General features: G+C 68.6%; 21 protein-coding genes. 10 read left to right on the forward strand and 11 right to left on the reverse strand.

The window, feature by feature from the left end:
* Nucleotides 1-24: 24 nt before the first annotated feature.
* Nucleotides 25-2,766 (forward strand): preprotein translocase subunit SecA, encoded by a 2,742-nt coding sequence (gene secA / locus FHR66_RS01670; protein WP_160966639.1) that lies wholly within the window; start codon nt 25-27, stop codon nt 2,764-2,766.
* A gap of 120 nt (nt 2,767-2,886) precedes the next feature.
* On the opposite strand, the gene FHR66_RS01675 is transcribed toward secA, so the two are convergent.
* The gene (locus FHR66_RS01675; protein WP_167087286.1) at nt 2,887-4,056 is read right to left on the reverse strand and encodes an FAD-dependent monooxygenase; all 1,170 of its coding nucleotides are present in this window, start codon (nt 4,054-4,056) and stop codon (nt 2,887-2,889) included.
* Nucleotides 4,057-4,157: 101 nt separating this feature from the next.
* On the opposite strand from FHR66_RS01675, the gene FHR66_RS01680 reads away from it, so the two are divergent.
* From FHR66_RS01680 to FHR66_RS01690, 3 genes are all read left to right on the forward strand, one after another.
* Complete coding sequence (locus FHR66_RS01680; RefSeq protein WP_160966643.1) at nt 4,158-4,712, forward strand: TetR/AcrR family transcriptional regulator; 555 nt, start codon at nt 4,158-4,160, stop codon at nt 4,710-4,712.
* A 171-nt stretch (nt 4,713-4,883) separates the two neighbouring features.
* Nucleotides 4,884-5,258 (forward strand): VOC family protein, encoded by a 375-nt coding sequence (locus FHR66_RS01685; RefSeq protein WP_160966645.1) that lies wholly within the window; start codon nt 4,884-4,886, stop codon nt 5,256-5,258.
* Between the two features lie 396 nt (nt 5,259-5,654).
* On the forward strand, nt 5,655-6,617 hold the full coding sequence (locus FHR66_RS01690; RefSeq protein WP_160966647.1) for a Nudix family hydrolase: 963 nt from the start codon (nt 5,655-5,657) through the stop codon (nt 6,615-6,617).
* 274 nt (nt 6,618-6,891) lie between these two features.
* Here the strand turns inward: FHR66_RS01690 and FHR66_RS01695 are convergent, their stop codons facing one another.
* The 3 genes from FHR66_RS01695 to FHR66_RS01705 form a co-directional block, all read right to left on the reverse strand.
* A complete protein-coding gene (locus FHR66_RS01695) occupies nt 6,892-7,515 on the reverse strand; it encodes a DUF4124 domain-containing protein (RefSeq protein WP_160966649.1) in 624 nt (207 codons plus the stop codon).
* A 172-nt stretch (nt 7,516-7,687) separates the two neighbouring features.
* Nucleotides 7,688-8,530, reverse strand: coding sequence for a methylenetetrahydrofolate reductase [NAD(P)H] (gene metF / locus FHR66_RS01700; RefSeq protein WP_160966651.1), 843 nt, complete (start codon nt 8,528-8,530; stop codon nt 7,688-7,690).
* A 163-nt stretch (nt 8,531-8,693) separates the two neighbouring features.
* Nucleotides 8,694-10,064: an alpha-amylase family protein gene (locus tag FHR66_RS01705; RefSeq protein WP_202394649.1), complete on the reverse strand. Its 1,371-nt coding sequence runs from the start codon at nt 10,062-10,064 to the stop codon at nt 8,694-8,696.
* A gap of 336 nt (nt 10,065-10,400) precedes the next feature.
* Between FHR66_RS01705 and FHR66_RS01710 the strand changes: the two genes are divergently transcribed.
* Nucleotides 10,401-11,321: a M14 family metallopeptidase gene (locus FHR66_RS01710; protein ID WP_160966655.1), complete on the forward strand. Its 921-nt coding sequence runs from the start codon at nt 10,401-10,403 to the stop codon at nt 11,319-11,321.
* 203 nt (nt 11,322-11,524) lie between these two features.
* Nucleotides 11,525-12,082 (forward strand): DUF3228 family protein, encoded by a 558-nt coding sequence (locus tag FHR66_RS01715; RefSeq protein ID WP_160966657.1) that lies wholly within the window; start codon nt 11,525-11,527, stop codon nt 12,080-12,082.
* A gap of 69 nt (nt 12,083-12,151) precedes the next feature.
* Here the strand turns inward: FHR66_RS01715 and FHR66_RS01720 are convergent, their stop codons facing one another.
* Nucleotides 12,152-12,649: a DUF6630 family protein gene (locus FHR66_RS01720; protein ID WP_160966659.1), complete on the reverse strand. Its 498-nt coding sequence runs from the start codon at nt 12,647-12,649 to the stop codon at nt 12,152-12,154.
* Nucleotides 12,650-13,165: 516 nt separating this feature from the next.
* On the opposite strand from FHR66_RS01720, the gene FHR66_RS01725 reads away from it, so the two are divergent.
* On the forward strand, nt 13,166-15,706 hold the full coding sequence (locus tag FHR66_RS01725) for a methyl-accepting chemotaxis protein (protein WP_160966661.1): 2,541 nt from the start codon (nt 13,166-13,168) through the stop codon (nt 15,704-15,706).
* A gap of 17 nt (nt 15,707-15,723) precedes the next feature.
* Nucleotides 15,724-16,485: a TorF family putative porin gene (locus FHR66_RS01730; protein WP_343160668.1), complete on the forward strand. Its 762-nt coding sequence runs from the start codon at nt 15,724-15,726 to the stop codon at nt 16,483-16,485.
* Between the two features lie 11 nt (nt 16,486-16,496).
* Here the strand turns inward: FHR66_RS01730 and FHR66_RS01735 are convergent, their stop codons facing one another.
* Genes FHR66_RS01735 through FHR66_RS01745 form a run of 3 tightly spaced genes read right to left on the reverse strand, consistent with a single transcriptional unit; the run spans nt 16,497 to nt 19,496 of the window.
* A complete protein-coding gene (locus FHR66_RS01735) occupies nt 16,497-17,201 on the reverse strand; it encodes a sulfotransferase family protein (RefSeq protein ID WP_160966665.1) in 705 nt (234 codons plus the stop codon).
* Complete coding sequence (locus FHR66_RS01740) at nt 17,198-18,112, reverse strand: sulfotransferase domain-containing protein (RefSeq protein WP_160966667.1); 915 nt, start codon at nt 18,110-18,112, stop codon at nt 17,198-17,200. The genes FHR66_RS01735 and FHR66_RS01740 overlap by 4 nt, the downstream gene beginning before the upstream one ends.
* Entirely contained in the window at nt 18,105-19,496 is a 1,392-nt protein-coding gene (locus FHR66_RS01745) for a cytochrome P450 (RefSeq protein ID WP_160966669.1), read from the reverse strand. The genes FHR66_RS01740 and FHR66_RS01745 overlap by 8 nt, the downstream gene beginning before the upstream one ends.
* Before the next feature lie 511 nt (nt 19,497-20,007).
* Here FHR66_RS01745 and FHR66_RS01750 point away from each other — a divergent pair.
* The gene (locus tag FHR66_RS01750) at nt 20,008-20,787 is read left to right on the forward strand and encodes a class I SAM-dependent DNA methyltransferase (RefSeq protein ID WP_237475296.1); all 780 of its coding nucleotides are present in this window, start codon (nt 20,008-20,010) and stop codon (nt 20,785-20,787) included.
* A 131-nt stretch (nt 20,788-20,918) separates the two neighbouring features.
* Nucleotides 20,919-21,071, forward strand: a complete 153-nt coding sequence (locus tag FHR66_RS01755) for a hypothetical protein (protein WP_160966671.1) — start codon at nt 20,919-20,921, stop codon at nt 21,069-21,071.
* Between the two features lie 104 nt (nt 21,072-21,175).
* Here FHR66_RS01755 and FHR66_RS01760 read toward each other — a convergent pair whose 3' ends face one another.
* From FHR66_RS01760 to ahcY, 3 genes are all read right to left on the reverse strand, one after another.
* Complete coding sequence (locus tag FHR66_RS01760) at nt 21,176-21,475, reverse strand: type II toxin-antitoxin system RelE/ParE family toxin (RefSeq protein WP_160957430.1); 300 nt, start codon at nt 21,473-21,475, stop codon at nt 21,176-21,178.
* 1 nt (nt 21,476) lies between these two features.
* Complete coding sequence (locus FHR66_RS01765) at nt 21,477-21,761, reverse strand: CopG family ribbon-helix-helix protein (RefSeq protein ID WP_160966673.1); 285 nt, start codon at nt 21,759-21,761, stop codon at nt 21,477-21,479.
* A gap of 269 nt (nt 21,762-22,030) precedes the next feature.
* Nucleotides 22,031-23,476 carry an adenosylhomocysteinase gene (ahcY, locus tag FHR66_RS01770; RefSeq protein WP_160957428.1) on the reverse strand — a complete coding sequence of 482 codons (1,446 nt, stop codon included), beginning with the start codon at nt 23,474-23,476 and terminating at the stop codon, nt 22,031-22,033.
* Nucleotides 23,477-23,480 lie beyond the last annotated feature (4 nt).

Raw genomic sequence — 23,480 nt, forward strand, 5'->3', positions numbered from 1 at the left:
GTTCCTTTCCAACCGGTTCCTTCAATGATCAACAGTCTGCTTACTCGCGTTTTCGGTAGCCGCAACGAGCGCCAACTGCGCCAGCTCCACCGTATCGTCGCCAAGATCAATGCGCTGGAGCCGGAGATGGAGCAGCTCTCCGACGAGCAGCTGCAGGCCAAGACCCCGGAACTGCGCGGACGCATCGCCGGCGGCGATACCCTGGACAAGGTGCTGCCGGAAGCGTTCGCGGTGTGCCGCGAGGCCAGCCGGCGCGTGCTGGGCATGCGCCACTACGACGTGCAGTTGATCGGCGGCATGGTCCTGCACCTGGGCAAGATCGCGGAAATGCGCACCGGCGAGGGCAAGACCCTGGTCGCGACGCTGCCGGTGTACCTCAACGCGCTGGAAGACAAGGGCGTGCACGTGGTCACCGTCAACGACTACCTGGCGCGCCGCGACGCCGCGCAGATGGGCAAGCTGTACAACTGGCTGGGCCTGAGCGTGGGCGTGGTGTACCCGGGCATGCCGCATAGCGACAAGCACGCCGCCTACGCCGCCGACATCACCTACGGCACCAACAACGAATTCGGCTTCGACTACTTGCGCGACAACATGGCGCTGTCCAAGGCCGATCGCTTCCAGCGCGGGCTCAACTACGCCATCGTCGACGAAGTGGACTCGATCCTGATCGACGAGGCGCGCACCCCGCTGATCATCTCTGGCCCGGCCGACGAGTCGCCGGAGCTGTACATCCGCGTCAACCGCATCGTGCCGCAGCTGGTCAAGCAGGAGTCGGAAGAGGGCGAGGGCGACTTCTGGGTCGACGAGAAGGGCAAGCAGGTGCACCTGTCCGAAGCGGGCATGGAGCACGCCGAAGAGCTGCTGCGCGCCGCCGGCATCCTCACCGACGAGGAAGACCGCCTGTACGGGGCGCAGAACCTGAGCGTGGTCCACCACCTCAACGCGGCGCTGCGCGCGCACGCGATCTACCAGCGCGACGTCGACTACATCGTGCGCGACGGCGAGGTGGTGATCGTCGACGAGTTCACCGGCCGCACCCTGCCGGGCCGGCGCTGGTCCGACGGCCTGCACCAGGCGGTGGAGGCGAAGGAAGGCGTGCCGGTGCAGCGCGAGAATCAGACGCTGGCCAGCATCACCTTCCAGAACCTGTTCCGCATGTACAAGAAGCTGTCCGGCATGACCGGTACGGCCGATACCGAAGCCTACGAGTTCCAGAGCATCTACGGCCTGGAAGTGGTGGTGATCCCGACCAACCGCCCGACCATCCGCAAGGACTGGCCGGACCAGGTGTTCCTCAACCGCCAGGGCAAGTTCAACGCGGTGCTGGCCGACATCGAGGACTGCGCCAAGCGCGGCCAGCCGGTGCTGGTCGGCACCACCTCGATCGAGACCTCGGAGATGCTGTCCGAGCACCTGCGCAAGGCCGGCGTGAAGCACGAGGTGCTCAACGCCAAGCAGCACGAGCGCGAAGCGCAGATCGTCGCCAACGCCGGCCAGCCGGGCGCGGTGACCATCGCCACCAACATGGCCGGCCGCGGTACCGACATCGTGCTCGGCGGCTCGCTGGAAGCCGAACTGCATGCGCTGGGCGAGGAGCCGGACGAGGCGACGCGCGCGCGCCTGAAGGCGGCCTGGCAGGAGCGCCACGACGCGGTCAAGGCCGCCGGCGGCCTGCACATCATCGGCACCGAGCGCCACGAATCGCGGCGTATCGACAACCAGCTGCGCGGCCGTTCCGGTCGCCAGGGCGACCCGGGTTCCTCGCGGTTCTACCTGTCGCTGGAAGACAACCTGATGCGCATCTTCGCCTCGGACTGGGTGCAGAAGGCGATGCGCATGATGGGCATGAAGGAAGACGACGTCATCGAGGACAAGCTGGTCAGCCGGCAGATCGAGAAGGCGCAGCGCAAGGTCGAGGCGCACAACTTCGACATCCGCAAGAACCTGCTCGACTTCGACGACGTCAACAACGACCAGCGCAAGGTGATCTACGCCCAGCGCGACGAGTTGCTGGACGCCGAGTCGGTGAAGGAGAACGTCGACGGCATCCGCGACGACGTGATCTACGACATCGTGTCGCGCTTCGTGCCGCCGAACTCGGTGGACGACCAGTGGGACCTGCCGGGCCTGGAAGCCACGCTGGCCAGCGAACTGGGCCTGTCGCTGTCGATCACCGATTTGGTCAAGCGCCATGAGGAACTGGACGCGGACGGCATCGTCGAGAAGGTGCGCGAGGAAGTGGACCGTCATTTCCGCGAGAAGGAATCGGCGGTCGGCGGCGAGACCATGCGCGCGCTGGAGAAGCACGTGATGCTCACCGTGCTCGACCAGAGCTGGAAGGAGCACCTGGCGCGCATGGACTACCTGCGCCAGGGCATCCACCTGCGCGGCTACGCGCAGAAGCAGCCCAAGCAGGAATACAAGAAGGAAGCCTTCGAGCTGTTCTCGGAGATGCTGGAGCACGCCAAGCGCGAAGTGGTCACCCTGCTGGCGCGGGTGCGCATCCGCAGCGAGGAGGAAGTGGCCGCGCTGGAGGCGCAGGAGCGCCAGCAGGTGGAGGCGCAGCTGCGCCAGGCGCAGTTCCAGCACCAGGACGCCGGCGGTTACGGCGCCGACGAGGAAGCCGAGCAGGTGCAGCGCGGCGAGGCGGGAGCGCCGACCGTGGCGCAGGTGACCCGCGAAGCGCCGAAGGTCGGCCGCAACGATCCCTGCCCCTGCGGCAGCGGCAAGAAGTACAAGCACTGCCACGGCCAGCTGAGCTGAGTCTGGTCCCGCCGCAGCGCTGCGCACGTGCGCAGCCGCTGTGGGCGCCGGCCCTTTCCTAGGCCCCGGCATCCCGGATCCGCTGCTCCCGACCCTTGCGGGGCAGCGACCGTCCGACGCTCAGTTGCCCAGTTCGGCCAATCGCGCCGCCAGCCTGCGCTGGATCGGGGGCGCACGATCGATCAGGCCGAGCAGGCCATTGCGAACAGTACGTGTCATCGGCGCGGTAGCGGTGGCCGCACGCGTCATCGCATCGGTCATGCGCACCACGCCGCGGGCGATGCGATGGCGGCGGCTGGCCCACGCATCCAGGTCGTGGTCATCCTGCTGGTGGAGTGCCCGCTGCAGCGCAGGCGCGAGGGCGATCGCGTCCTGGATGCCGGTATTCATGCCCTGGCCTCCGGCGGGGCTGTGCACATGCGCCGCATCGCCGCACAGCAGGACCCGTCCCCGCCGCATCTGCGCGGCCACGCGATGCTGCAGATGAAAGTCCGAACTCCAGAGCAGCGCGTCGATGCGGCCGCGCGCGTCGAGCAAGGCCTGCATCTGCGACAGGGTCGGCGGCCCGGCCGTGTCCGTCACCGTCGCCACGATCCGATGGCGATCGCCGGCTGCACCGTCGGGCTCCGGCAACGGCGCCACCACCATCAGGCCCTGCGGCGAGAAGAACAGGCTGACTTCCTCGCGCGGCAGCGGCCATGCCATGCGCACGTCGGCGAGCACGAAGGTTTCCGTGTAGTCACCGCCCTCGAATGCGATTCCTGCGCCTTGCCGCACCGTGCTGTGCGCGCCGTCGCAGCCGACGATCCATTGCGCACGCACCAACTGCCTGCGCTGTTGCGGCAGTTCCAGGTCGGCGCTGATGCCATCGGCTGCCTGCGCGAACGACAGCAGGCGTGCCGGCCGCCACACCGTGGCGGAATCGGGCCCGAGCCCGTCGCCGAGGATCGCCTCGGTCGCGTTCTGCGGGCACATCAGCGCGTATCGGTGCGCCGAGGGCAGGTCGTCGAAGCCGATCTGCAGCAGGACCCGGTCGCCGTCGCGCACGCAGAACCGGGTGGTCTTCACGCCTGCCGCGAGCAGGCGCGGCACGACCCCGAGCGGTTCGAGCACTTCCAGGGTGCGGGCATGGATCACCGCGGCGCGCGAGGTGTTCAGCCCTGCCGGATGCCGGTCGATCAGGAGCGAGGCGATCCCGAGGCGATCCAGGGCCAGGCGCAGCGCGAGCCCGCTGGGCCCGGCACCCACGATCAGTACGTCCGTCGATAGCGTGTCGCCATACGTGTTCATCGCACTTCCCTGGTAAGCGTGTGTTTACATCCTGCGCCGTTTCCCGCGTGGAGTAAACTTCCGTTTACAGGCGCTAGTCTGTTCCTCCCACGGACACCCCAGTGACACGCTCTCAGGCCACCAAAGACCGCATTCTCGAATCGGCTCGGGCGCTGTTCGCCCTGCATGGTTACGACGGCGCCACCGTGCGCCAGATCGCGGCGCAGGCGCAGGCCAATGTCGCGCTGGTGATCCGCTACTACGGCAGCAAGGAGCAGCTGTTCCTGGCGGCAGTGGAGTTCGACCTGCACCTTCCGGATCTGCGCGACACGCCAGCCGAGGAAATAGGCGAACGCCTGGCGGCGCATTTCTTCGCGGTCTGGGAGGACGCGCCCTCGGGGCATCAACTGGTGGCCTTGCTGCGCGCGGCGGTGAGCCATGCCGATGCGAAGGCGCGGATCACCGAGATCTTCGAGACGCAGTTGCGCACGGCGGTGCGGCGCTACCTGGGACCGGGCGCGGCGGCAGAGACGCGCGCGACCCTGATCGCCTCGCAGATGCTGGGTTTTGCCCTGGTGCGCTACGTGTTGGAGTTTCCGGCCAGGGGTCTGACCCGGCCGCTGGCGGTGCGGGTGTTGGGAGAGACGCTGCAGCGGTATCTGACCCAGCCGCTGTGAGTGCGGGGCGCGTTTGCCAAGCCCTTACGCAAGGCCGGGGCGTGCTCCAGCGGCCATGCCGCGGCCGGGGCGGGGAGAGGGAGGCTTGCGCGTGCTCGTGCTGACGCGCGTGTACCGTCGCAGCGTGGCATGCTGGGTCACGAATCGCACGCATGCGTTGGAGGAAGTGCCATGGAAACCTTGCGCAGCCTGGAACTGAAGGTCTTCGTGCCGGCGCAGGATTTCGGGTTGTCGGCGCGGTTCTATGCGGAGGTCGGATTCGTGCCCGAGCCGCTCGGCGACGGCCTGACCTGCTTCCGCCACGGTGACCGTTGCGCGTTCCTGCTGCAGGATGGCTACCATCAAGCCCTGGCGCACAACCTGATGCTGCACCTGTGGGTGGAGGACGCCGATGCCTGGTGGCGGCGGCTGCACGCGGCCGACCTGGTCGCCCGCTACGGCGCGCGCCTGGGCGAACCCGAGGACCGGCCCTGGGGCATGCGCGACTTCACCCTGCACGATCCCGGCGGGGTGCTGTGGCGGATCGGCCACGACCTGGTCGCCTGAGCGGGGAGCCGGGATTGGGGAGTGGGGAGTGGGGATGATCGGCACCGCGATCTGGAATGCAGCCGTCTCCGTGGGAGCGGCTTCAGCCGCGGCAGGTTTTCCGTGAAGGCCCGTCCCGGCTGGAACGCAGCCGGGGCTGCGGAAGTGCACCCAACCACCACGATGCGTGCCGCAGCGGCACGATGAGCGGGCACGCCACGCAGCGTCGCATGTGGACCAGCGCGCAACGCTTGGTGTTGGCGCGACACGCCCGCGTCTTCAAGCCGCGCTGGGTGCAGGTCATGGTCCCGCCCCGGGGATTGCCCGGTCGCGCGGGATGCCGCCTCCGCGGCCGATCGGCGCCGATGTGACCCTGGTTGATTGCGTTGGCGCTGCCGGAAACGGCAAGCTTGCGCCATGTCCGAACCGCTCAGATCCATCCATGTCGTCGCCGGCGTCATCACCGATGCGCGCGGCCGTATCCTGCTGACCCGCCGTACCGAGGGCCGCGACCTGGCCGGTCTGTGGGAATTCCCCGGCGGCAAGCGCGAGCCCGGCGAGACCTCGGAGCAGGCGCTGGTGCGCGAACTGCAGGAGGAACTGGGCATCGACGCCGTGGTCGGCGAGTGGCTGATGGAAGTTCCGCAGCGCTACCCGGACAAGCGGCTGCGCCTGGAAGTGCGCCAGGTGTCGGCGTGGAAGGGCACGCCACGCGGCCGCGAGGGCCAGGCGCTGACCTGGGTGAGCGCCGACAAGCTGGGCCGCTACGCGATGCCGCCGGCCGACCAGCCGGTGGTGGCGATGCTGCGCCAGCCCGCGTGCTACCTGGTCACGCCTGAGCCGGCCGAACCTGGCCCCTGGTTGGCGGCGTTGGAGCGCGCGCTGGATGGCGGTGTGCGCCGCGTGCAGTTGCGCGCGCGCGGCCTGCCGGCCGAGCAGTGGTCGCCGCTGGCCCGTTCCGCGGCGGCGCTGTGCGCGGCACGTGGCGCGCAGGTGCTGCTCAACCGCGACGTGGCGCTGGCGCAGGCACTGGGCGTGGGCGTGCACCTGGGCGCGGAGCAGTTGCCGCACTGGCAGGCGCGTCCGTTGCCGGCCGGCCAGCCCGTCGCGGCGTCCTGCCACAGTCTCGAAGAATTGCAGGCGGCGCAGCGCATCGGCTGCGATTTCGCGGTGGTCGGGCCGCTGGCGGCCACCGCCAGCCACCCCGGCGCCGCGCCGTTGGGTTGGGAGGCGTTCGAGCGCCTGCGCGAGCAGGTCGCCCTGCCGATCTACCCGATCGGCGGCCTGGCACCGACCCAGGTGGCCGAGGCACGCCGTCACGGCGGCCAGGGCATCGCCGCGATCCGCGGACTATGGCCGCTGGCGGCCGATGTGGCGTGAGCGGGGCGGTGGCAACCGCTTCCCGCAGGAGTCAACTGTCATGCAGCCGTGGCGCGCGAAGTGGTGCGCCTTCCGATGGCGCAATGCGTCGGGGCTGAAGTCCCTCCCACAGTGATCCTCCGACGAGGCTGGCGCCGTACTTGTGGTAGCGGCTTCAGCCGCAACAGCGGATCTCCGACAGGTCGCGGCTGAAGCCGCTCCTGCGCGAGGGGGGAGGAGCGTACGGGACGCCGCTGTTGCGATTCCCCAATCCCCAATCCCCAATCCCGGCTCCTCAGAAACTGATCCAGAAGCAGTCGTACTGCCGGCGCAGGTCCAGCACGGTGGAGGTGGGGGTGATGCTGCCGGCGAGGGTCTGCTGCAGACGCAGGCCGGTCGGATGCGGACGCGATGGCGCCTCGCCGCTGTCGGCATCCGTCGCGGCCGACGTGGCCGTTGTCGCGGACGCGACTGTCGATGACGTGCCGGCTGCAGGAGCGTTGGTCCCGCTGGTGTCCGGCACCACCGGCACGATCGCGACCAGGGGGCGGCGCACGATCGCCTCCAGCCGGTCGAAGATGCGTTGCGCGCCGTCGTCGGAAGCGCCGTTCCACCAATACAGCGCCGACAGCCGGTTGACGTCGCGGGTCTCGACTGCGGTGCGGATCTGCTGGACCAGCACGCTGAGCCGGCGCACGCACTGCGGCGGCGCCAGGCCGCGAGCGTTGTCGCCGACATTGCCGGGCGCAACCGGCGGCGGCAGCCGGTCGATCGCGCCGACGTCCTCGCAACGGCGATCGCTGAATACGGTGGTGCCGTCGGGGCCGCTGCAGCGGTTCACCCGCTGCGCCGCGGCGGGAGTGGCGAACACGCACAGGCACAGGCACAGAGCCAGCAGGATCGGCGGAAGAGCGCGCATCGGCGCAGGGTAGCGGCAGCCGGCGTGACCGCGGAGCGAATGCCTACGAAGCCGGGATTGGGGATTCGGGATTGGGGATTCGCCAAAGCGAGGCCGCGCGCGCCGCTGTTGCCAATCCCGAATCCCGAATCCCGAGCGGCAGCGACAGCGGCCGCGACCGCGACCGCGACACTCAGCCGGCGGCGATGGCGCCGCGCAGGCGTGCCAGCACGCTGGTGGTCGGCTTGGCCAGGTTGAGCGTGTAGAAATGCAGCCCGGGCGCGCCGCCGTCGATCAGGCGTTGGCACAGCGTGGCGACCACGTCGGCGCCGAAGTCGCGGATGGCCTCGGCATCGTCGCCGTAGGCCTGCATGCGCTTGCCGATCCAGCGCGGGATTTCGGCGCCGCACTGCTCGGAGAAACGCCGCAGCTGACTGAAGTTGGAGATCGGCATCATGCCGGGCACGATCGGGATCTGCACGCCGAGCTTGCGCACCGCGTCGACGAAGTGAAAGTAGGCGTCGGCGTTATAGAAGTACTGGGTGATGGCGGCATCGGCGCCGGCGTCGACCTTGGCCTTGAAGTGGCGCAGGTCGCTGAGCGCGTCGTTGGCCTGCGGATGCGTCTCCGGATACGCGCCCACTTCCAGGTGGAAGGCGTCGCCGTGCTCGGCGCGAATGAAGGCGATCAGGTCGGCGGCGTAGCGCAGGTCGCCGGGGTGGCCCATGCCGGACGGCAGGTCGCCGCGCAGCGCGACCAGGCGCCGGCAGCCGATGGCGCGGTACAACTTGAGCAGTTCGCGGATCTCCTCGCGGCTGCCGCCCACGCAGGACAGGTGCGGCGCAGCCTCGAAGCGGTGGTGCTGCTTGAGGTGGCGCACGGTCTCGGAGGTGTAGCTCAGGGTCGAGCCGCCGGCGCCGAAGGTGCAGGACACGTACTCCGGGGCGTAGGCCTTCAGCCGCGCGGCGGTGCGGTCGAGCTGCGCGCGCTGCTCGTCGGTCTTGGGCGGATAGAACTCGAAGCTGATGGCGGTCATGGGCGCAACGCAGCGGGCGGTGTCGTCAGTATATCTCTTCATCCGGATGGATATGCAATAGGCGATGGCGGCCGCACCTTGGTCAGCCGCCACCGCGCCGCCCGGATCGGCGACGCAGCCCCCTTGCGGCGCGCCGGTGGGCGCGCCGCGTCCGCTCGCAGGCTCAGCGCTTCCACATCCGCGCCTGCCGCGGCGGCAGGCTGAAGGTGTAGCTGCCGCTGGAAATGCGCACCACGCTGCCGGAGCCCAGCGCATCGGTGTAGTCGACGTTCCAGCGCAGCACGCTGCCGTTCATCGGTACGGCGGCGGTGACGGTAGTGCCGCACTTGTTGATGCCGACGATGCCCAGGTCGCCGCGGCGGAACAGCAGGTAGCAGGCGCCGTGCGCCAGTACCTGCATGTCGCGGCCCTGCGCGGCGTTGTGGAAGCCGACCATGCGCTTGAGGTCGTCGCGCTGGTAAGCGTTGACCCAGCGGTTGTCGCCGCTCTCGTTGTTGTCCGAGTACACCATCGGCACGCCGCCGTCGCGGCCGAGCAGGTAGGCGTAGGCCAGGGTCTCGTCGACCGGGTCCATGATCGCGTAGCGGAAGCCGGCGTTGTTGGGGATGTCGTGGGTGATGGCGAAGGTCACCGCACGTGCGCCGGGCAGCGCCTGGCCGTAGGCGCCCGGGTCCACCAGCTGGTCCATGCTGCCGCCATAGGCGAAGGCGTTGCGCACCGAGTTGAACAAGGGGAAGTCGTAGGCCGCGTGCGGGGTGGCCTGCAGGTACGGCGCCAGGAACTGGTCGTAGTCGGAATTGCCGCTGCCGCCGCCGGTGATGACTTCGCCGAACACCAGCACGCCGGAGCGCACCTGCGCATCGAGCACCTTGTTCAAATGGTCGAAGGTCATGTGCTTGGCCGCATCGATGCGGAAGCCGGTCACGCCCAGTGCCTTCAGCGCCAGCAGATAGTTGCGCTGCTGCTGCACCACCCAGTCGTTGCCGACCAGGTCCGGCAGGCCGGGATCGTTGCCGCCGCCGCAGATGCGGTAGGTGCGCACCTGGTAGGGGTCGTTGTAGTTGGTGATGCATTGCGCCGGGCCGAAATCGCTGGCGCTGAGGAAGTTCTGCGAGAGGTCGCCGAACAGCCGCAGCGACGCATAGCGCTGCGGATTGGCGGCGTACTGGCCGAGAACCGCGCTGCCCGGGTAGTTCAGGTCCGAGCGCGTGGCCGCTTCGTTTGCCATGTGGTTGAGCACCACGTCGGCATAGGTCTCCACGCCCACCGCCTTCAGAGCCTGCACCATGCTGGCGAAGGCGTCGGTGTCGCCGAGCGGGTTGTCGATCAGGCGCATGTCCTGCGGCTGGTAGCGCGCCCACCAGGCGTCGCCCTGCGAGCGGTAGGCCGGCGCCACCAGCACCTTGCGGTAGCCGGCGGCGGCGATCTGCGCGGCGCGCGCTTCCACGGTGGCGTACGGCCAGTTGAAGGCATGCAGGATGACGTCGGCCTGGGCGCTGGCGGTGGCCAGGAGCAGCAGCAGGCCGACCAGCAGGCTGCGCCAGCGATGCAGGCGCAGCAGACGATTTGCAGCGGCGGATGGGACGCGCATCGTTCGATCTCCTCGTTGCGTGGGCGCAGGCAGGAACGCCTGCAGGACAGGGCGTGACGTCGCCGCGGGGCTGGCATGCGGCGGGAGGATGCTAAGCGCGCATCGCGGCGCAACATGCGCGCGCTACATACGTATTCATGGCGACAGCGCGCGAAAGCGGGATCTGTTTCCGCTTCCGCATGGGAGCACCACGAACGCTGCATTCGCGGCACATGTCGCATCGCGGCCCATGCGCTTTGCTACAGTCGCCGCCCTCACCTGTCGACGCGGAGCCGCACCATGACCAGCGCAGCCTTCTATCCGATCGGAACCCCCGGCGTGCCCTGGGGCCCCGCCGAGAAGGCGGCTTGGCTGGCTACACAGCCGCGCCGGCGCAGCTACCAGGACGAGGTGGTCGCCGCCATCGAAGGCCTGCGCGGGCAGTGGGAGGTGGTCGCGTACGGGGAACTGGCGTATGCGCAGGAGCGTTATCCGCTGCTGGCCTTGCGCAGCCGCAACTGGGACGACGCCTCGCCGTGCATGCTGGTTACCGGCGGCGTGCATGGCTACGAGACCAGCGGCGTGCATGGCGCGCTGCAGTTCGCGCAGCAGCATGCCGACGCGTATGCCGGCCGCGCCAACGTGCTGGTGGCGCCGTGCGTGAGCCCGTGGGCGTACGAACGCATTCACCGCTGGAACGCCGATGCGCTGGATCCCAACCGTTCGTTCCGCGCCGACAGCCCGGCGCAGGAGTCGGCCGCGCTGCTGCGCCTGGTGGCGCCGCTGCGCGATCGGGTGCGCATGCACATCGACCTGCACGAGACCACCGACAGCGACGAGTCCGAGTTCCGTCCGGCGCTGGCCGCGCGCGATGGCATCGCCTACGAGCCGGGCGGCATTCCCGACGGGTTCTACCTGGTCGGCGACAGCGAGAATCCGCAGCCGGCGTTCCAGCAGGCGGTGCTGGCCGCGGTGGCGCAGGTCACCCATATCGCACCGGCCGATGCCGCCGGCGAACTGATCGGCACGCCGCTGGCCGCGCCGGGTGTCATCAACTATCCGGTGAAGCGGCTGGGCCTGTGCGCGGGCATCACCGACGCGCGCTACACCACCACCACCGAGGTATACCCGGACAGCGCCAGCGCGACGCCGGAGCAGTGCAATGCCGCGCAGGCGGCGGCGGTGCGCGCGGCGATCGATTACGCCTTGGCGCATCCCTAACCGGAAGCGTGGTGCGTAGCATCCGTAGGAGCGGCTTCAGCCGCGACGGCATTGCCGGTAACGCCCGTCGCGGCTGAAGCCGCTCCTATCCTGGTTTCCCATGCTGAGGCTGATGCGCCAGATACGCATCGGGATCTGGCGGCACGGTGGGCACCGGCCGTGCCGCGCGCTACGCTTGTCCGCCCTCGTTCGCCAAGTCCGCCATGTCCATCGTCCTCACGCCGTTCGCCCGCACGCGCCTGTTCCCGCGCGATGGCCGCCGCAATGCGATCCAGGACTGCACGCCGGAACAGTTCGAGCAGCATCTCAACGCGCACGCGCCGCTGCAGGTGCTCGACGGCTACGCGCCATTCTGCAAGTTGCACGTGCACCGCAACTGGACCTCGACGCGCTGCCTGACCGTGCCGATCACCGACGCCAACCGGCGCCTGCTGCGTTCCGGCTACGAGGCGCGCAGTCGCGAGGAACTGCCGGTACTGGTGCGCTGGTTCGAAGGGGTCGAGCCGCCGGTGGCGGAGTACCTGCTGCCCATCCTCTACAGCCGCGAACAACTCGCCCACGAGGGCGCGCCGATCGAGGCGGACTGGGGCGTGGTCGGTTGCCTGTACACCGCCGAGCCGCAGGAGATCCCGATGGCGCCGATCACCATGCTGCGCAATGCGCTGGGCGTGGAGGAGGGTGGCTCCGGCGTTCCGTTGGATCGCGACGCCTATCGACGCAGCGTGGCGTTCTGGGAATACAACGCCAACTGGCGGCCGTAAGCCCGGCTCGCACGTGTCGATGCCCAGCACGCCGGAAGATGCGTGCGACGGCGATACGCGCGTCGCGGCTTACAGGGCGGCGGCGCGTTCGCCCAACGCTTCGGCCATCCGCCGCGTCGCCTCGCCCCGGTCCACAGGGACGACCAGCAACGGATAGCTGTCGCTGTCGATGTCGAGATGGATCAGTGCCATGCCCTGCGCGTGCAGGCAGCGCGCCGCGAGCGTCAGCGCCTCTTCGTTGCGTGTCTGCGATGCGGCCAGTGGCGACAGCACGTTCCGCATGCCCGCCAGGGGCCGCAGTTCGCCCAGCGCGTGGGCGAGGTCGGCGGCGTCCACTTTCCAATCCACCTCGGTGCACAAGCGCCGGGCGATCAACCCGTCGACCAGGGCTAGCCACGGAGTGACCTGATGGGGCTCTTCGATGCCGCGCTCGAACAGCGATTCTTCGAACCGCTGCAGATAGCGCGCCGGCGCCTCCACGGCGAGCGCAACGTCGTCGCCCAGGTCGTGGTCTTCGGGCGCAACCGTGTCGCAGATGGACGTCCAGCTGTCGCGGGCAGGGTGCATGGCCTCTCTCCTTGTACGGGCCATTGTCGATGCACCGTCGTGCCGGCAGCAACACCGGGCTGCCGTGGCCGCACCGGGGGCGCCGTCCGTTCGCGTGCGGCTTGCTCGCATACCGCGCGTACCTCGCCGGTATCCGCATGGCTCGTCCCTCATGCCGTCGCGCTTGTGTATGCCGACACGCAGTGCTGCACCAGTGCACGCAGCTGTTCACTGGCGCATGCATACAGGAGAAAACCACGCGCGATCGGCCGCTTTGAACGCGAACACCCGTCCGTTCATCGGCCTGGCGCGGGATGGCCATCAAGTTTGCGGGCGACGGGACGATAGCGATGGGGTGGGCCGCCATGCAGCCGCGCCGGGACGTGATGCCCGGCCGCGCGTCGTGGCCCGATGGGGAAGGCGTTCCGGGCAGATCATCGGCAACGGACACGGCGCGCTCGCGCCGCGCGCTGCGGTGAGCTGACGCAGTGCGCGTTCCCCGCGACCGTATTCCCTCTCCCCGCCAAGGAAGCCTTCATGTCCACTCCGTCGCCGCATCGACGTCGCGGCAGCGTCGCCAAACGCCTGATGCTGGGTACCGGCCTGCTCGCGCTCGCCTGTTTCGGCCTGACCGCGATGATCATCTACTGGCGCAGCAGCGATGCGTTGCTGTCGACCTCGCGCACCAGCATCGAGAACCTGGCGCAACTGGAAGCGCAGCGCGTGTCGCGCGAGATCGGTGTTGCCTTCGACGCCAGCGATGCGCTGGCCAACAGCTTCCGCGTGCAGCACGCCGCTGGCCTGTCGCGTGCCACCGCCACCGCGGTGTTGCGCAGCCAGCTCGACGCGCATCCGCAATGGCTGGGCATCAGCACGATGTGGGAGCCGGACGCGTTCGACGGCAACGACAAGGCCTTCGTCGGTGCCGAGGGCCACGATGCCACCGGCCGCTACATGACCTGGTGGTCGCGGCAGAACGGCAAGCTGGTGCGCGAGGCGCTGCGCGACTACGAGAAGCCGGGCGACGGCGACTGGTACCTGCTGGCGCGCAATACGCACAAGCCGGTGGTGATCGAGCCGTACTACTACCCGGTGGCCGGCAAGGACACGTTGATGACCACGCTGGCCACGCCGATCCTGGAGAACGGCCGCTTCCTAGGTGTGGTTACCGTCGACTTCACCCTGGATACGCTGCAGCAGCGCATCGCCGCGCTGCGGCCGATGGGCGAGGGCTACGCCAGCCTGCTGTCGCCGTTGGGCATGGTGATGGCCAGCCGCGATCCGCAGCAGGTCGGCAAGACCCGCAACGACGCCTGGTCCAAGGACATGCTCGCGCGCGTGGCCAAGGGCGAGGTGGTATTCGACCATCGCCGCGCCGACGGCGAGGATGCATTGAACGTGTTCGTGCCGCTGAAGATCGGCGATGCGCCCCAGGCGTTCGCGCTGGGCATCTCGGTGCCGTATGCGCTGGTCATGGCCAAGGCGCGTGCGCTGTTGTGGACCATCGCCGCGGTCGGCCTGCTCTCGGCGTTGTTGCTGAGCGGTGCGCTGTACCTGTTGCTGCGCCGGCAGGTGCTCGATCCGCTGGCCGAGGCGGTGCGCGTGTCCTCGGCGGTCGCCGCCGGGCGCCTGGACAGCCAGGTCCGCCACCGTCGCGACGACGAACTGGGCCAGCTGCTGGATGCGATGGGCAGCATGCAGACGCAGTTGCAGGCGGTGATGCAGGCCCAGGCGGAGATGGCGCAGCGCCACGACGCCGGCGAGATGAGTTACCGGATGGACGCCGAGCGCTTCCCCGGCGAATACGGGCGCATGGTCCACGGCACCAACGCGCTGGTCGCCGCGCACGTGGACGTGCAGCGGCGCCTGGTCGAGGTGATGTCGCAGTACGCGATCGGCAACATGCAGGTGGACATGGAACCGCTGCCGGGCGAGAAGGCGGCGATCACCGAGGCGATGCGCACCACCAAGCACAGCCTGCAGGCGATCAACCAGGCCATCACCGAACTGGCACAGGCCGCGGCCTCCGGCGATTTCTCCCGGCGCGGCGATGCCGAACGCTTCCAGTACGACTTCCGCGGCATGGTGGTCGGGCTGAACCGGCTGATGGAGCTGACCGAAGGCAATCTCTCGGCCTTGTCGACGCTGTTGCGCGCCGTGGCGCAGGGCGACCTCACCGCGCGCATGCACGGCGAATTCCATGGCGTGTTCGCGCAGATGCGCGACGATGCCAATGCCACCGTGGAGCAGCTGACCGGCATCGTCGGTCGCATCCAGCAGGCCACCACCGCGATCAACACCGCCGCCGGCGAGATCGCGGCCGGCAATGACGACCTGTCGCGTCGTACCGAGCAGCAGGCGGCGAATCTGGAAGAGACCGCGGCCTCGATGGAGGAGCTGACCTCCACGGTGAAGCAGAACGCCGAGCATGCGCACCAGGCCAATCGCCTGGCGCAGGACACCGCCGGTGTGGCGTCGCGTGGCGGCGCAGTGGTCGAGCAGGTGGTGGAGACCATGACCGGCATTGCCGCCGCGTCGAAGAAGATGGCCGAGATCATCGGTGTGATCGACGGCATCGCCTTCCAGACCAATATCCTGGCGCTCAACGCCGCGGTGGAAGCCGCGCGCGCCGGCGAGCAGGGGCGCGGCTTCGCGGTGGTGGCGAGCGAGGTGCGCGCGCTGGCGCAGCGGTCGGCGACCGCGGCGCACGAGATCAAGGGCCTGATCGATACCTCGGTCGGGAAGATCGACGACGGCACCGCGTTGGTGAACGGCGCCGGCGACACCATGCGCGAGGTGGTGGCCAGCGTGCGTCGGGTCACCGACATCATGAGCGAGATCGCCGCCGCTTCGCAGGAACAGAGCGCCGGCATCGAACAGGTCGGCAAGACCATCGTGCAGATGGACGAGGTGACCCAGCAGAACGCCGCGCTGGTCGAGGAGGCCACCGCGGCGGCGCGGGCGATGGAGGAGCAAGCCGAGGAACTGCAGCGCGCGGTGGCGTTGTTCAAGCTCGCGGCACCATCGCCGGGCGGCCTGGGGACCTCGGGCCGGACGCGGCTGGAGCTGGCGTCGTGAGGGCCGTGCGCACGGGAGTGCTCCTGCTCGCGTTGGGCGCCGCTGCACCGGCCTGGGCCGGGACCGCCAGCGCCAATCTGGCGGCGACCTCGAACTACGTCTCGCGCGGTTTCGAGCAGAGCTGGGGCCGGCCGGTGCTGCAGGGCGGGCTGGACGTGGCCGCGGACAGCGGCTGGTATGCCGGCACCTGGGCGTCGGGCGTGAGTTCGTACTTCATCGAAGGCGGGCACGTGGAGTGGGACGTATATGCCGGCTATGCAGCCAGCCATGGCGACTGGGGCTGGCGCGCCGGCGTCTACCACTACGCGTATCCCGGCGCGCGCATGAGCGCCAGCGGCACCCGCTACGACTACGGCGAAGCCATCGTCGCCGCGCACTGGCGGACGGTGGAGCTGTCCTACGCCAGCACCTGGACGCGCGACTACTTCGGCTACAACAGTGCCACGCTGGGCGTCGGCCAGGGCCAGCACTCGCGCGGCTCCGGCTATCTGGCGCTGGACGCCACGCTGCCGCTGGCGTCGGACTGGCAGGCGAGCATGCATGCGGGCCATCAGCACGTGCGCAACTTCGCCGACTACGGCTGGACCGACGCGCGCGTGGGCCTGAGCCGTACCTGGCGCGGCACCGAGTTCGGGCTGGCCTATTCGCGGGCTTGGAACAGCGCCGGGGTCTACCGCCGCTACACCACTGGCGTGCCGGATGGCGACGGCCGGGTGCATGTCACCAATCCGATCGACGGCGCCTGGTCGTTCACCATCAAGCGCAATTTCTCGCTGTAGCCGGGTGGCGATCAGCCGTCGACGGACGGCGCGAACGCCTCCACGGCGAGCCGGTCCAGGTAGGCGCGCAGGCGTTGTTCGCGTTGTGCTGGTTCGCTCGGTAGCGGGCGCGCTTGCGCGCCGTTGCTGCCGCGCGCATGCACGCGCGGATACGGCTGTGTCGGCACCGGCACGCCGAGGAAGGCGCACAGCGGTTCCCAGCCGCTCTGCGCGTCGGTGTCGAGTACCAGCAGGCGATGTGCCGGTACGTTGGCGATGACGGCCTGGTTCCAGCGGTGGAAGTAGTCGGTCATGAAGCCGCGATCGTCGATGCGTGTGGCGAACCCGCGGCGCAGGAACTGGCTCAGACGTTGGCCATCAGGGCCGAACAAGGCCGGCACGCTGCCGTCGCTGGCGAAGATGGTGCTGCGCACCGAATCGAACCAGGCATCGGCATCGCGCACGGTCAGGATCACCCGGGCCTGCGGATAGCGTGCGACCAGTTCGAGCCAGAAGCAGCAGCCGGGATAATCGACGGTGGCGGTGTAGCCTGCGAACAGCGCTTCCCAATCCGCCTGCCCGTCGATCGCCGCGTCCCACAGCGGCAAGGCCTGGCGCAGGTTCGCGGCCAGTTCCATGGCGTGATAGCAGCGGCCCAGGCCCAGATGCTCCAGCGCCACTTTCAGCGACAGGGTACCGGTGCGGCCGAGGCCGGCGCCGATGATGCGCAGGCTCATGCCGACGCCCCTGCGCCCTGCGCCAGCCACTGCGCGGCCTCGCGACCCAGTTCGGCCTGCGCGCGCGCCTCATAGTCGGCGGCGACGGCCGCCGGCAACAGCGTGCGCCAGCGGCCGCTGCGGCCCTGGTTGAAGAAGGCCTTGCCGCCCTCGCGCCACAGCCCGGCGCCCTGCGGCACGTAGCGTGCGGCGTGTTGGCGCATGTAGCCGAACTGGCAGTGCGCCAGGATCGTCTCCCAGGTCGCCTCGCGTACCGGGATCTCCAGAAACGTGGCGATGCGCCGCACCTGTGCGGGCAGATCCTCCAGCAGGTCGGCGTAGTGCACCAGCAGCACATTGGGCTGCGCGCGCTGCTGCCACCAGCTGCGCACGCCTTCCCAGAACGGCCAGAACGGTGCGCCGTCGTGGGCCAGCCAATGCGCCACGTAGGCGTCCACGGGAAGGCTCGGCGGCGGCACCACGCGCAGCTTGCCGGGTTCGGCCGCGCCGGCGTCCAGCCGCGCCTGCGCATCCTGGCTGACCGCGCATTGGTGGTCGTACAGACTGAGCGCGATGTCGCGGCCATCGCGGCCGATGTACAGATACTTGGCGCGATCGCTGACCGCCAATGCATCGGCCGGCAAATGGGTCTTGATGAAGCGCCGGTGGGTCTGCGCCTGCAGCAGCGCGAGCTTGCTGGCGCGGTCCGGGTACACGCCGTCCAACCATGGCGAGATCGCCGATACGTCGACGTCCGCCGCGCCCTCGAACAACAACTGCGCGACGATCTGCTGCAGCCAGGTGGTGCCGGCCTTGGCGTAGCTGGCAATGACGATGTCGCCGTCGCGGAAGGCCAGCGCGTTCCAGGCAGCCGAATCGAAAAAGCGGTTGGGATATTCCCGGGTCTTGGCGAAGGCGGCGGGATCAGCCATGCGGGGCTTCCGGTGTGGGAGCGAGGGGCGCCGTCGCGGTAGGCGACTGGCGAGGCGGGGCTGCCGTGCGCGGGCGCAGGGCGATGCGGACATCGAGTGGACGCAGCACCAGCGCCGGATACGGCCGCGGCTGCGCATCCGCGGCCAGCTGCAGCGTGCGCTCGCGCAGCAGGCCGGCCACGACCACGGTCATCTGCACCAGTGCCAGTTGGCTGCCGATGCAACTGCGCTGGCCGCCGCCGAAAGGGAAGTAGGTGTAGCGCGCCGGCGCATGTGCGGGGTCCAGCCAGCGTGCCGGCGTGAAGCGGTCCGGCGCGGCGAAGTGGCGCGGATCGCGCTGCACCACCCATTGGCTGATGACCAGCTGGGTGCCGCGTGGCACCGCGAAGCCCTCCAGCGTGGTGTCGCGTTGGGCGATGCGCGCGGTCATCCACGCCGGCGGATACAGGCGCATGGCTTCCTTCACGCAGGCGCGGGCCAGCGGCAGGCGTTCGACCAGCGCGTCGTCGCAGGCCATGGCGGACGCGCTGTCGAGGCCGGGCAGGGCATCGGCTTCCTCCGCCACCGCCTGCGCGATCGCCGGATGCTGGGCCAGCAGCAGCAGCGTCCAGGTCAGGCCGGCCGCCATCGGCTCCAGCGCCGACATCAGCATCGCCGCCGCTTCGTCGCGGCACCAATCGCCCTGGCCCTGCGGATCGTCGCGCTGCAGCAGCTCCAGTACCGAAGCGCCTGTACCTGCTGAATGCGGCGACACCAGGATCTGCGTCAGCGCGCTGTCCAGTTCGCTGCGTGCGGTACGCAGTCGCCGCTTGCCGGCACTCGGCCACCAGGCCGGTGCCGCCGACGGCGTGCGCGTCTGCTGCAGGATCGCATCGACCATCGGCAGCAGCCGCAGCAGTGCCGGCGCGTGTGCCGTGTCGCCGAGCAGGAAACCGGCGCCCAGTTGCGCACAAAGCGCCGTCATCGTCAGGCGCAGATCCTGGGCGTGGGCGCTGTCATTGCGCGCCTGCAACAACGCCTGCGTGGCAGCGAGCGCCTGCCCGGCGTAGTCGCGCACCAGGCTGGCGCGGAACGCGGGCTGCAGTGCCTGGCGCTTGTGCCGCCATGCCTCGCCCTCGCTGTTCATCACCGATCCCGGGAATGCGGCGCGGCGCGCACGCGGATCCGGATCCGATTTGGCATAGAGGCTGCCGTCGTCGCCGAGCACCCTGGCAATGGCAGCCGGTGCTGCGATCAGATAGGTGCGCTCGGCAATCTGCACTACGTCGCCATGCTCGCGTGCGCTGCGTTGCAGGAATTCCAGGGGATCGGCAGCGAAGGCCTGCCGATTGCCGAACGCCCAGTGCCCGCGCGGCCCTGGTGGCAGTCGGTGCGCTTCGGTCACGCGAAGATCCGCATGGTGACGCGCCGCGAGACGGAAGCTGGCATGTGGCGCATGGCGAACGAAGCGCGTGGTCGCGCGAAGAGAAGCGCCGCGAGAGGGGGACGATTGCCCCCTCTCGCACAGACACGCCACACGACGGTGGCGGGAAGGTCAGTAGGTGTAGATGTAGCCGAGCTTGCGGCCGCCGAGGCTCTGCACCCAGCGCGACAGCGAATCAAAAAGGCGTTTCATGGCGATACTCCTGATTGAACGGGGAATCTGTTGCGGTTGTCGCGTCTGTCACCGTGACAGACGCGGGAAAAGCATCCCTGCTTGGGTGTGGCGACGCAAGCGAAAGACTGAAGCGCGGCCAACTGCAATGCGCCTGTCATCTGCTGCGCCGTGCCGTGTATTGCACGCGGTCTCAGGGGATTGCAACGCCTGCCATGCACGGCATCGCCCTGTGCGCAGCGCCATCCGGTCGCATCAGTGCGTGCTATCGTCGCGCCACTTCGGCAACGAGTGGCTGCGGATGCCCGTGACCCACGACTACGACCGCCTGGCCGCGATCTACGACCGGTTCTACGATCGCTGGCCCGACGTCGTCACGCAGCAGTGCGTCGGTGTCCTCGCCGAGCTGGCCGCGGGCCGTGCGGCACTGGAACTGGGCATCGGCACTGGCCGCCTCGGTTTGCCGCTTGCGCATTGCGATGTGCCGGTCACCGGCATCGACAACGCGCCGGCGATGCTCGAGGCCTTGCGTGCGAAACCCGGCAGCGAACGTCTGCAGCTGGTCTGCGCCGACTTCGCCGACATGCCGGTGTCCGGGCCGTTCGGCCTGATCTACGCAGTGGCGGCGTTCGGCTATCTGTTGACCCAGGCCGAACAACTGCGTTGCATGATCAATGCTGCGCGTTGTCTGACACCCGACGGACGCTTGCTGATCCAGACCGCGGTGCCGGGCGCAGAGGTATTCGACGGCAGCGGCAAGGTCAGCCAGGTGCTGGACGTGCCGGATACCGACGGCGACGGCGACGGCGACGGCGACGGCGCTGCGGTGATGCTGGTGTGCTCGCAGCCCGATCCGCTGCAGCAACGCATCGACCAGCGCGTGGTGGTGCTGGGTGAGTCCGGCACGCGCATCTTCCGCGAGCGCCGCCGCTACGTGTGGCCGTCCGAATTGGACCTGATGGCGCAGATCGCCGGCCTGCGTCTTGAGGCGCGCTGGAGCGACTGGGCACGTGCGCCGTATCACGCGCGCAGCCGCATCCAGATTTCGGTGTACGTGCCGGCTGGCGAGCGCAAGATCTGAAAGACTTGCGCCGTCTCAGGCACTAGATGGCGATGTCCGGTGTGTGCGTTGCGGAATCTGCAGTGGGGCCATGTCACCTTTGGCGCCTGCGTGTCCATGCCGATGCGATACCGGTCGATACCGTTGGTGTCATGGGCGAACCGCGCCTGCAGCCGCGCCGCATCGTGCTTGGTCTGGTCGACGCTCGTGCCACGACCAAGCACGGTGCGATTGGCTTCGCGATCGCCAGTTTGCTGCGGGAGTCACTCAGCATGTCATCTTCCGGCAGCGAAGTGCCGCGCTAGCAGGCGCGAGGGGGGCCGTTGTAGCAAATCAGTCGGGGTGGGGCTTCGCGCGCCCATGTCCCTGTCAGCATCGCATCGATCAGGTTGGCGCGCCGGCCTTGATGTTAGGCATCGCGTGCATAGCCTGCCTCGCGTTGCGCGCGGATCGCCAGGACAAAGACGGTATCCAGCGCAACCACGTATCGGTAGAGGGCAATATATCCGTGAGCGCCTTGGCCAATGACCAGTTCACGCACATCATGGCGCGTCAGCCGGCCGATCAGCGGATTGTCCGTCAGCACATTCGATGCGCTGACGATCTCGCTCAGACGCTCTTGGATATGTTCGGCTTCGTGTTGTTCCAGATGGCCGATGATGCGCCGTAGGTCCTCGTTGACAGATGGCAGGAACTCGACGTGCGCCATGCTATTTCGCGAACTTGCGGGGGACGGGAGGGGGAGTGTCCTTGCCCTCAATGCGTTCCATCAGATAACGACGCATCTCGTCCCAGGGAATGCTCTCGCCGGTCTCGAGGAATTGGCCCCAACGGCGCTCGGCCTCTGCATGGAAGTCGACGCGCCGCTCGGCCAGCTCGGCCTTCTCGGCAATGGCTTCCAAGATGAAGTTGTGCGACGTGGTGCCGGCCGCTTCCGCGGCCTTGGCGATGCGGGCCTTGAGCGCGTCCGGCAGGCGGATGGTGGTGGTGCTCATGGGGAGCTCCAGGCGATTGGTGTGGAATCAATGTAGCACAGGTGTGGTACAGGTGGCCTGGCCGGACAGCCGCCTTCGGTCAGCTTGGCGGAAAGTCCGCTTGGAGCAGGGATTGGCTCAGCGATGCCGGCGGTTTTCGCTCGATACGAATTCCTAGCTCCCGAGCATGTTCCTAGCCTCCCGACCATGCGCTCGCAGCACCGACCGCACAAAAAACGGGCGCCTCGCGGCGCCCGTTCTTGTCTGCATGGCGATGTCTTGCCAACGGCTCAGTAGCGGTAGTGCTCCGGCTTGAACGGGCCGTCGACCGGCACGCCCAGGTAGGCGGCCTGCGCGTCGGTGAGCTTGGTCAGCTTCACGCCGATCTTCTCCAGGTGCAGGCGCGCCACTTCCTCGTCCAGCTTCTTCGGCAGGCGGTACACCTGCTTCTCGTAGCTGTCCTTGTTCTGCCACAGGTCGATCTGCGCCAGGGTCTGGTTGGCGAAGCTGTTGGACATCACGAAGCTGGGATGGCCGGTGGCGCAGCCCAGGTTGACCAGGCGGCCTTCGGCCAGCAGGAAGATCGCATTGCCGTTGGGCAGCACGAACTTGTCCACCTGCGGCTTGATGTTGATCTTCTGCACGCCCGGCAGCTTGTACAGCGCCTCGACCTGGATCTCGTTGTCGAAGTGGCCGATGTTGCAGACGATGGCCTGGTCCTTCATCTGCGTCAGGTGCTCGATGCGGATGATGTCCTTGTTGCCGGTGGTGGTGACGTAGATGTCGGCCTGGCCGAGGGTGTCCTCGACGGTGTTGACCTCGAAGCCTTCCATCGCCGCCTGCAGCGCGCAGATCGGGTCGATCTCGGTGACGATGACGCGGGCGCCGTAGGCGCGCAGGCTGTGCGCCGAGCCCTTGCCGACGTCGCCGTAGCCGCACACCACCGCGACCTTGCCGGCCAGCATCACGTCCATCGCGCGCTTGAGGCCGTCGGCCAGCGACTCGCGGCAGCCATACAGGTTGTCGAACTTGCTCTTGGTCACCGAGTCGTTGACGTTGATCGCCGGGATCAGCAGGGTGCCGGCCTCGGCCAGCTGGTACAGGCGATGCACGCCGGTGGTGGTCTCTTCGGAGACGCCCTTCCAGTCCTTGACCACGCGGGTCCAGTAGCCCGGGCGCTCCACCGCCACGCGCTTGAGCAGGTTCTTGATCACCTGCTCCTCGTGCGAGGAGGCCGGTTCGTCGACCCACTTGGAGCCGTTCTCCAGCTCGTAGCCCTTGTGGATCAGCAGGGTCACGTCGCCGCCGTCGTCCACCACCAGCTCCGGCCCGGTCTGGGTGCCGTCGGGCAGGGTGAAGGTCAGCGCGTCGAGAGTGCAGTCCCAGTATTCCTCCAGGGTCTCGCCCTTCCAGGCGAACACGGGGGTGCCGGTGGCGGCGATCGCCGCGGCGGCGTGGTCCTGGGTGGAGAAGATGTTGCACGAGGCCCAGCGCACGTCGGCGCCGATGTCCTTCAGCGTCTCGATCAGCACCGCGGTCTGGATGGTCATGTGCAGCGAGCCGGTGACACGCACCCCGGCCAGCGGCTTGGCGGTGGCGTACTGGCGGCGGATCGACATCAGGCCCGGCATCTCGTGCTCGGCGATGTCCAGTTCCTTGCGGCCCCAATCGGCCAGGGAAATGTCGGCGACCTTGTAGTCGCCCTCGGTGGAAAAGCGCTTGAGTGCAGCGTTCATCGAT

This window comes from Xanthomonas sp. F4, from assembly GCF_011761895.1.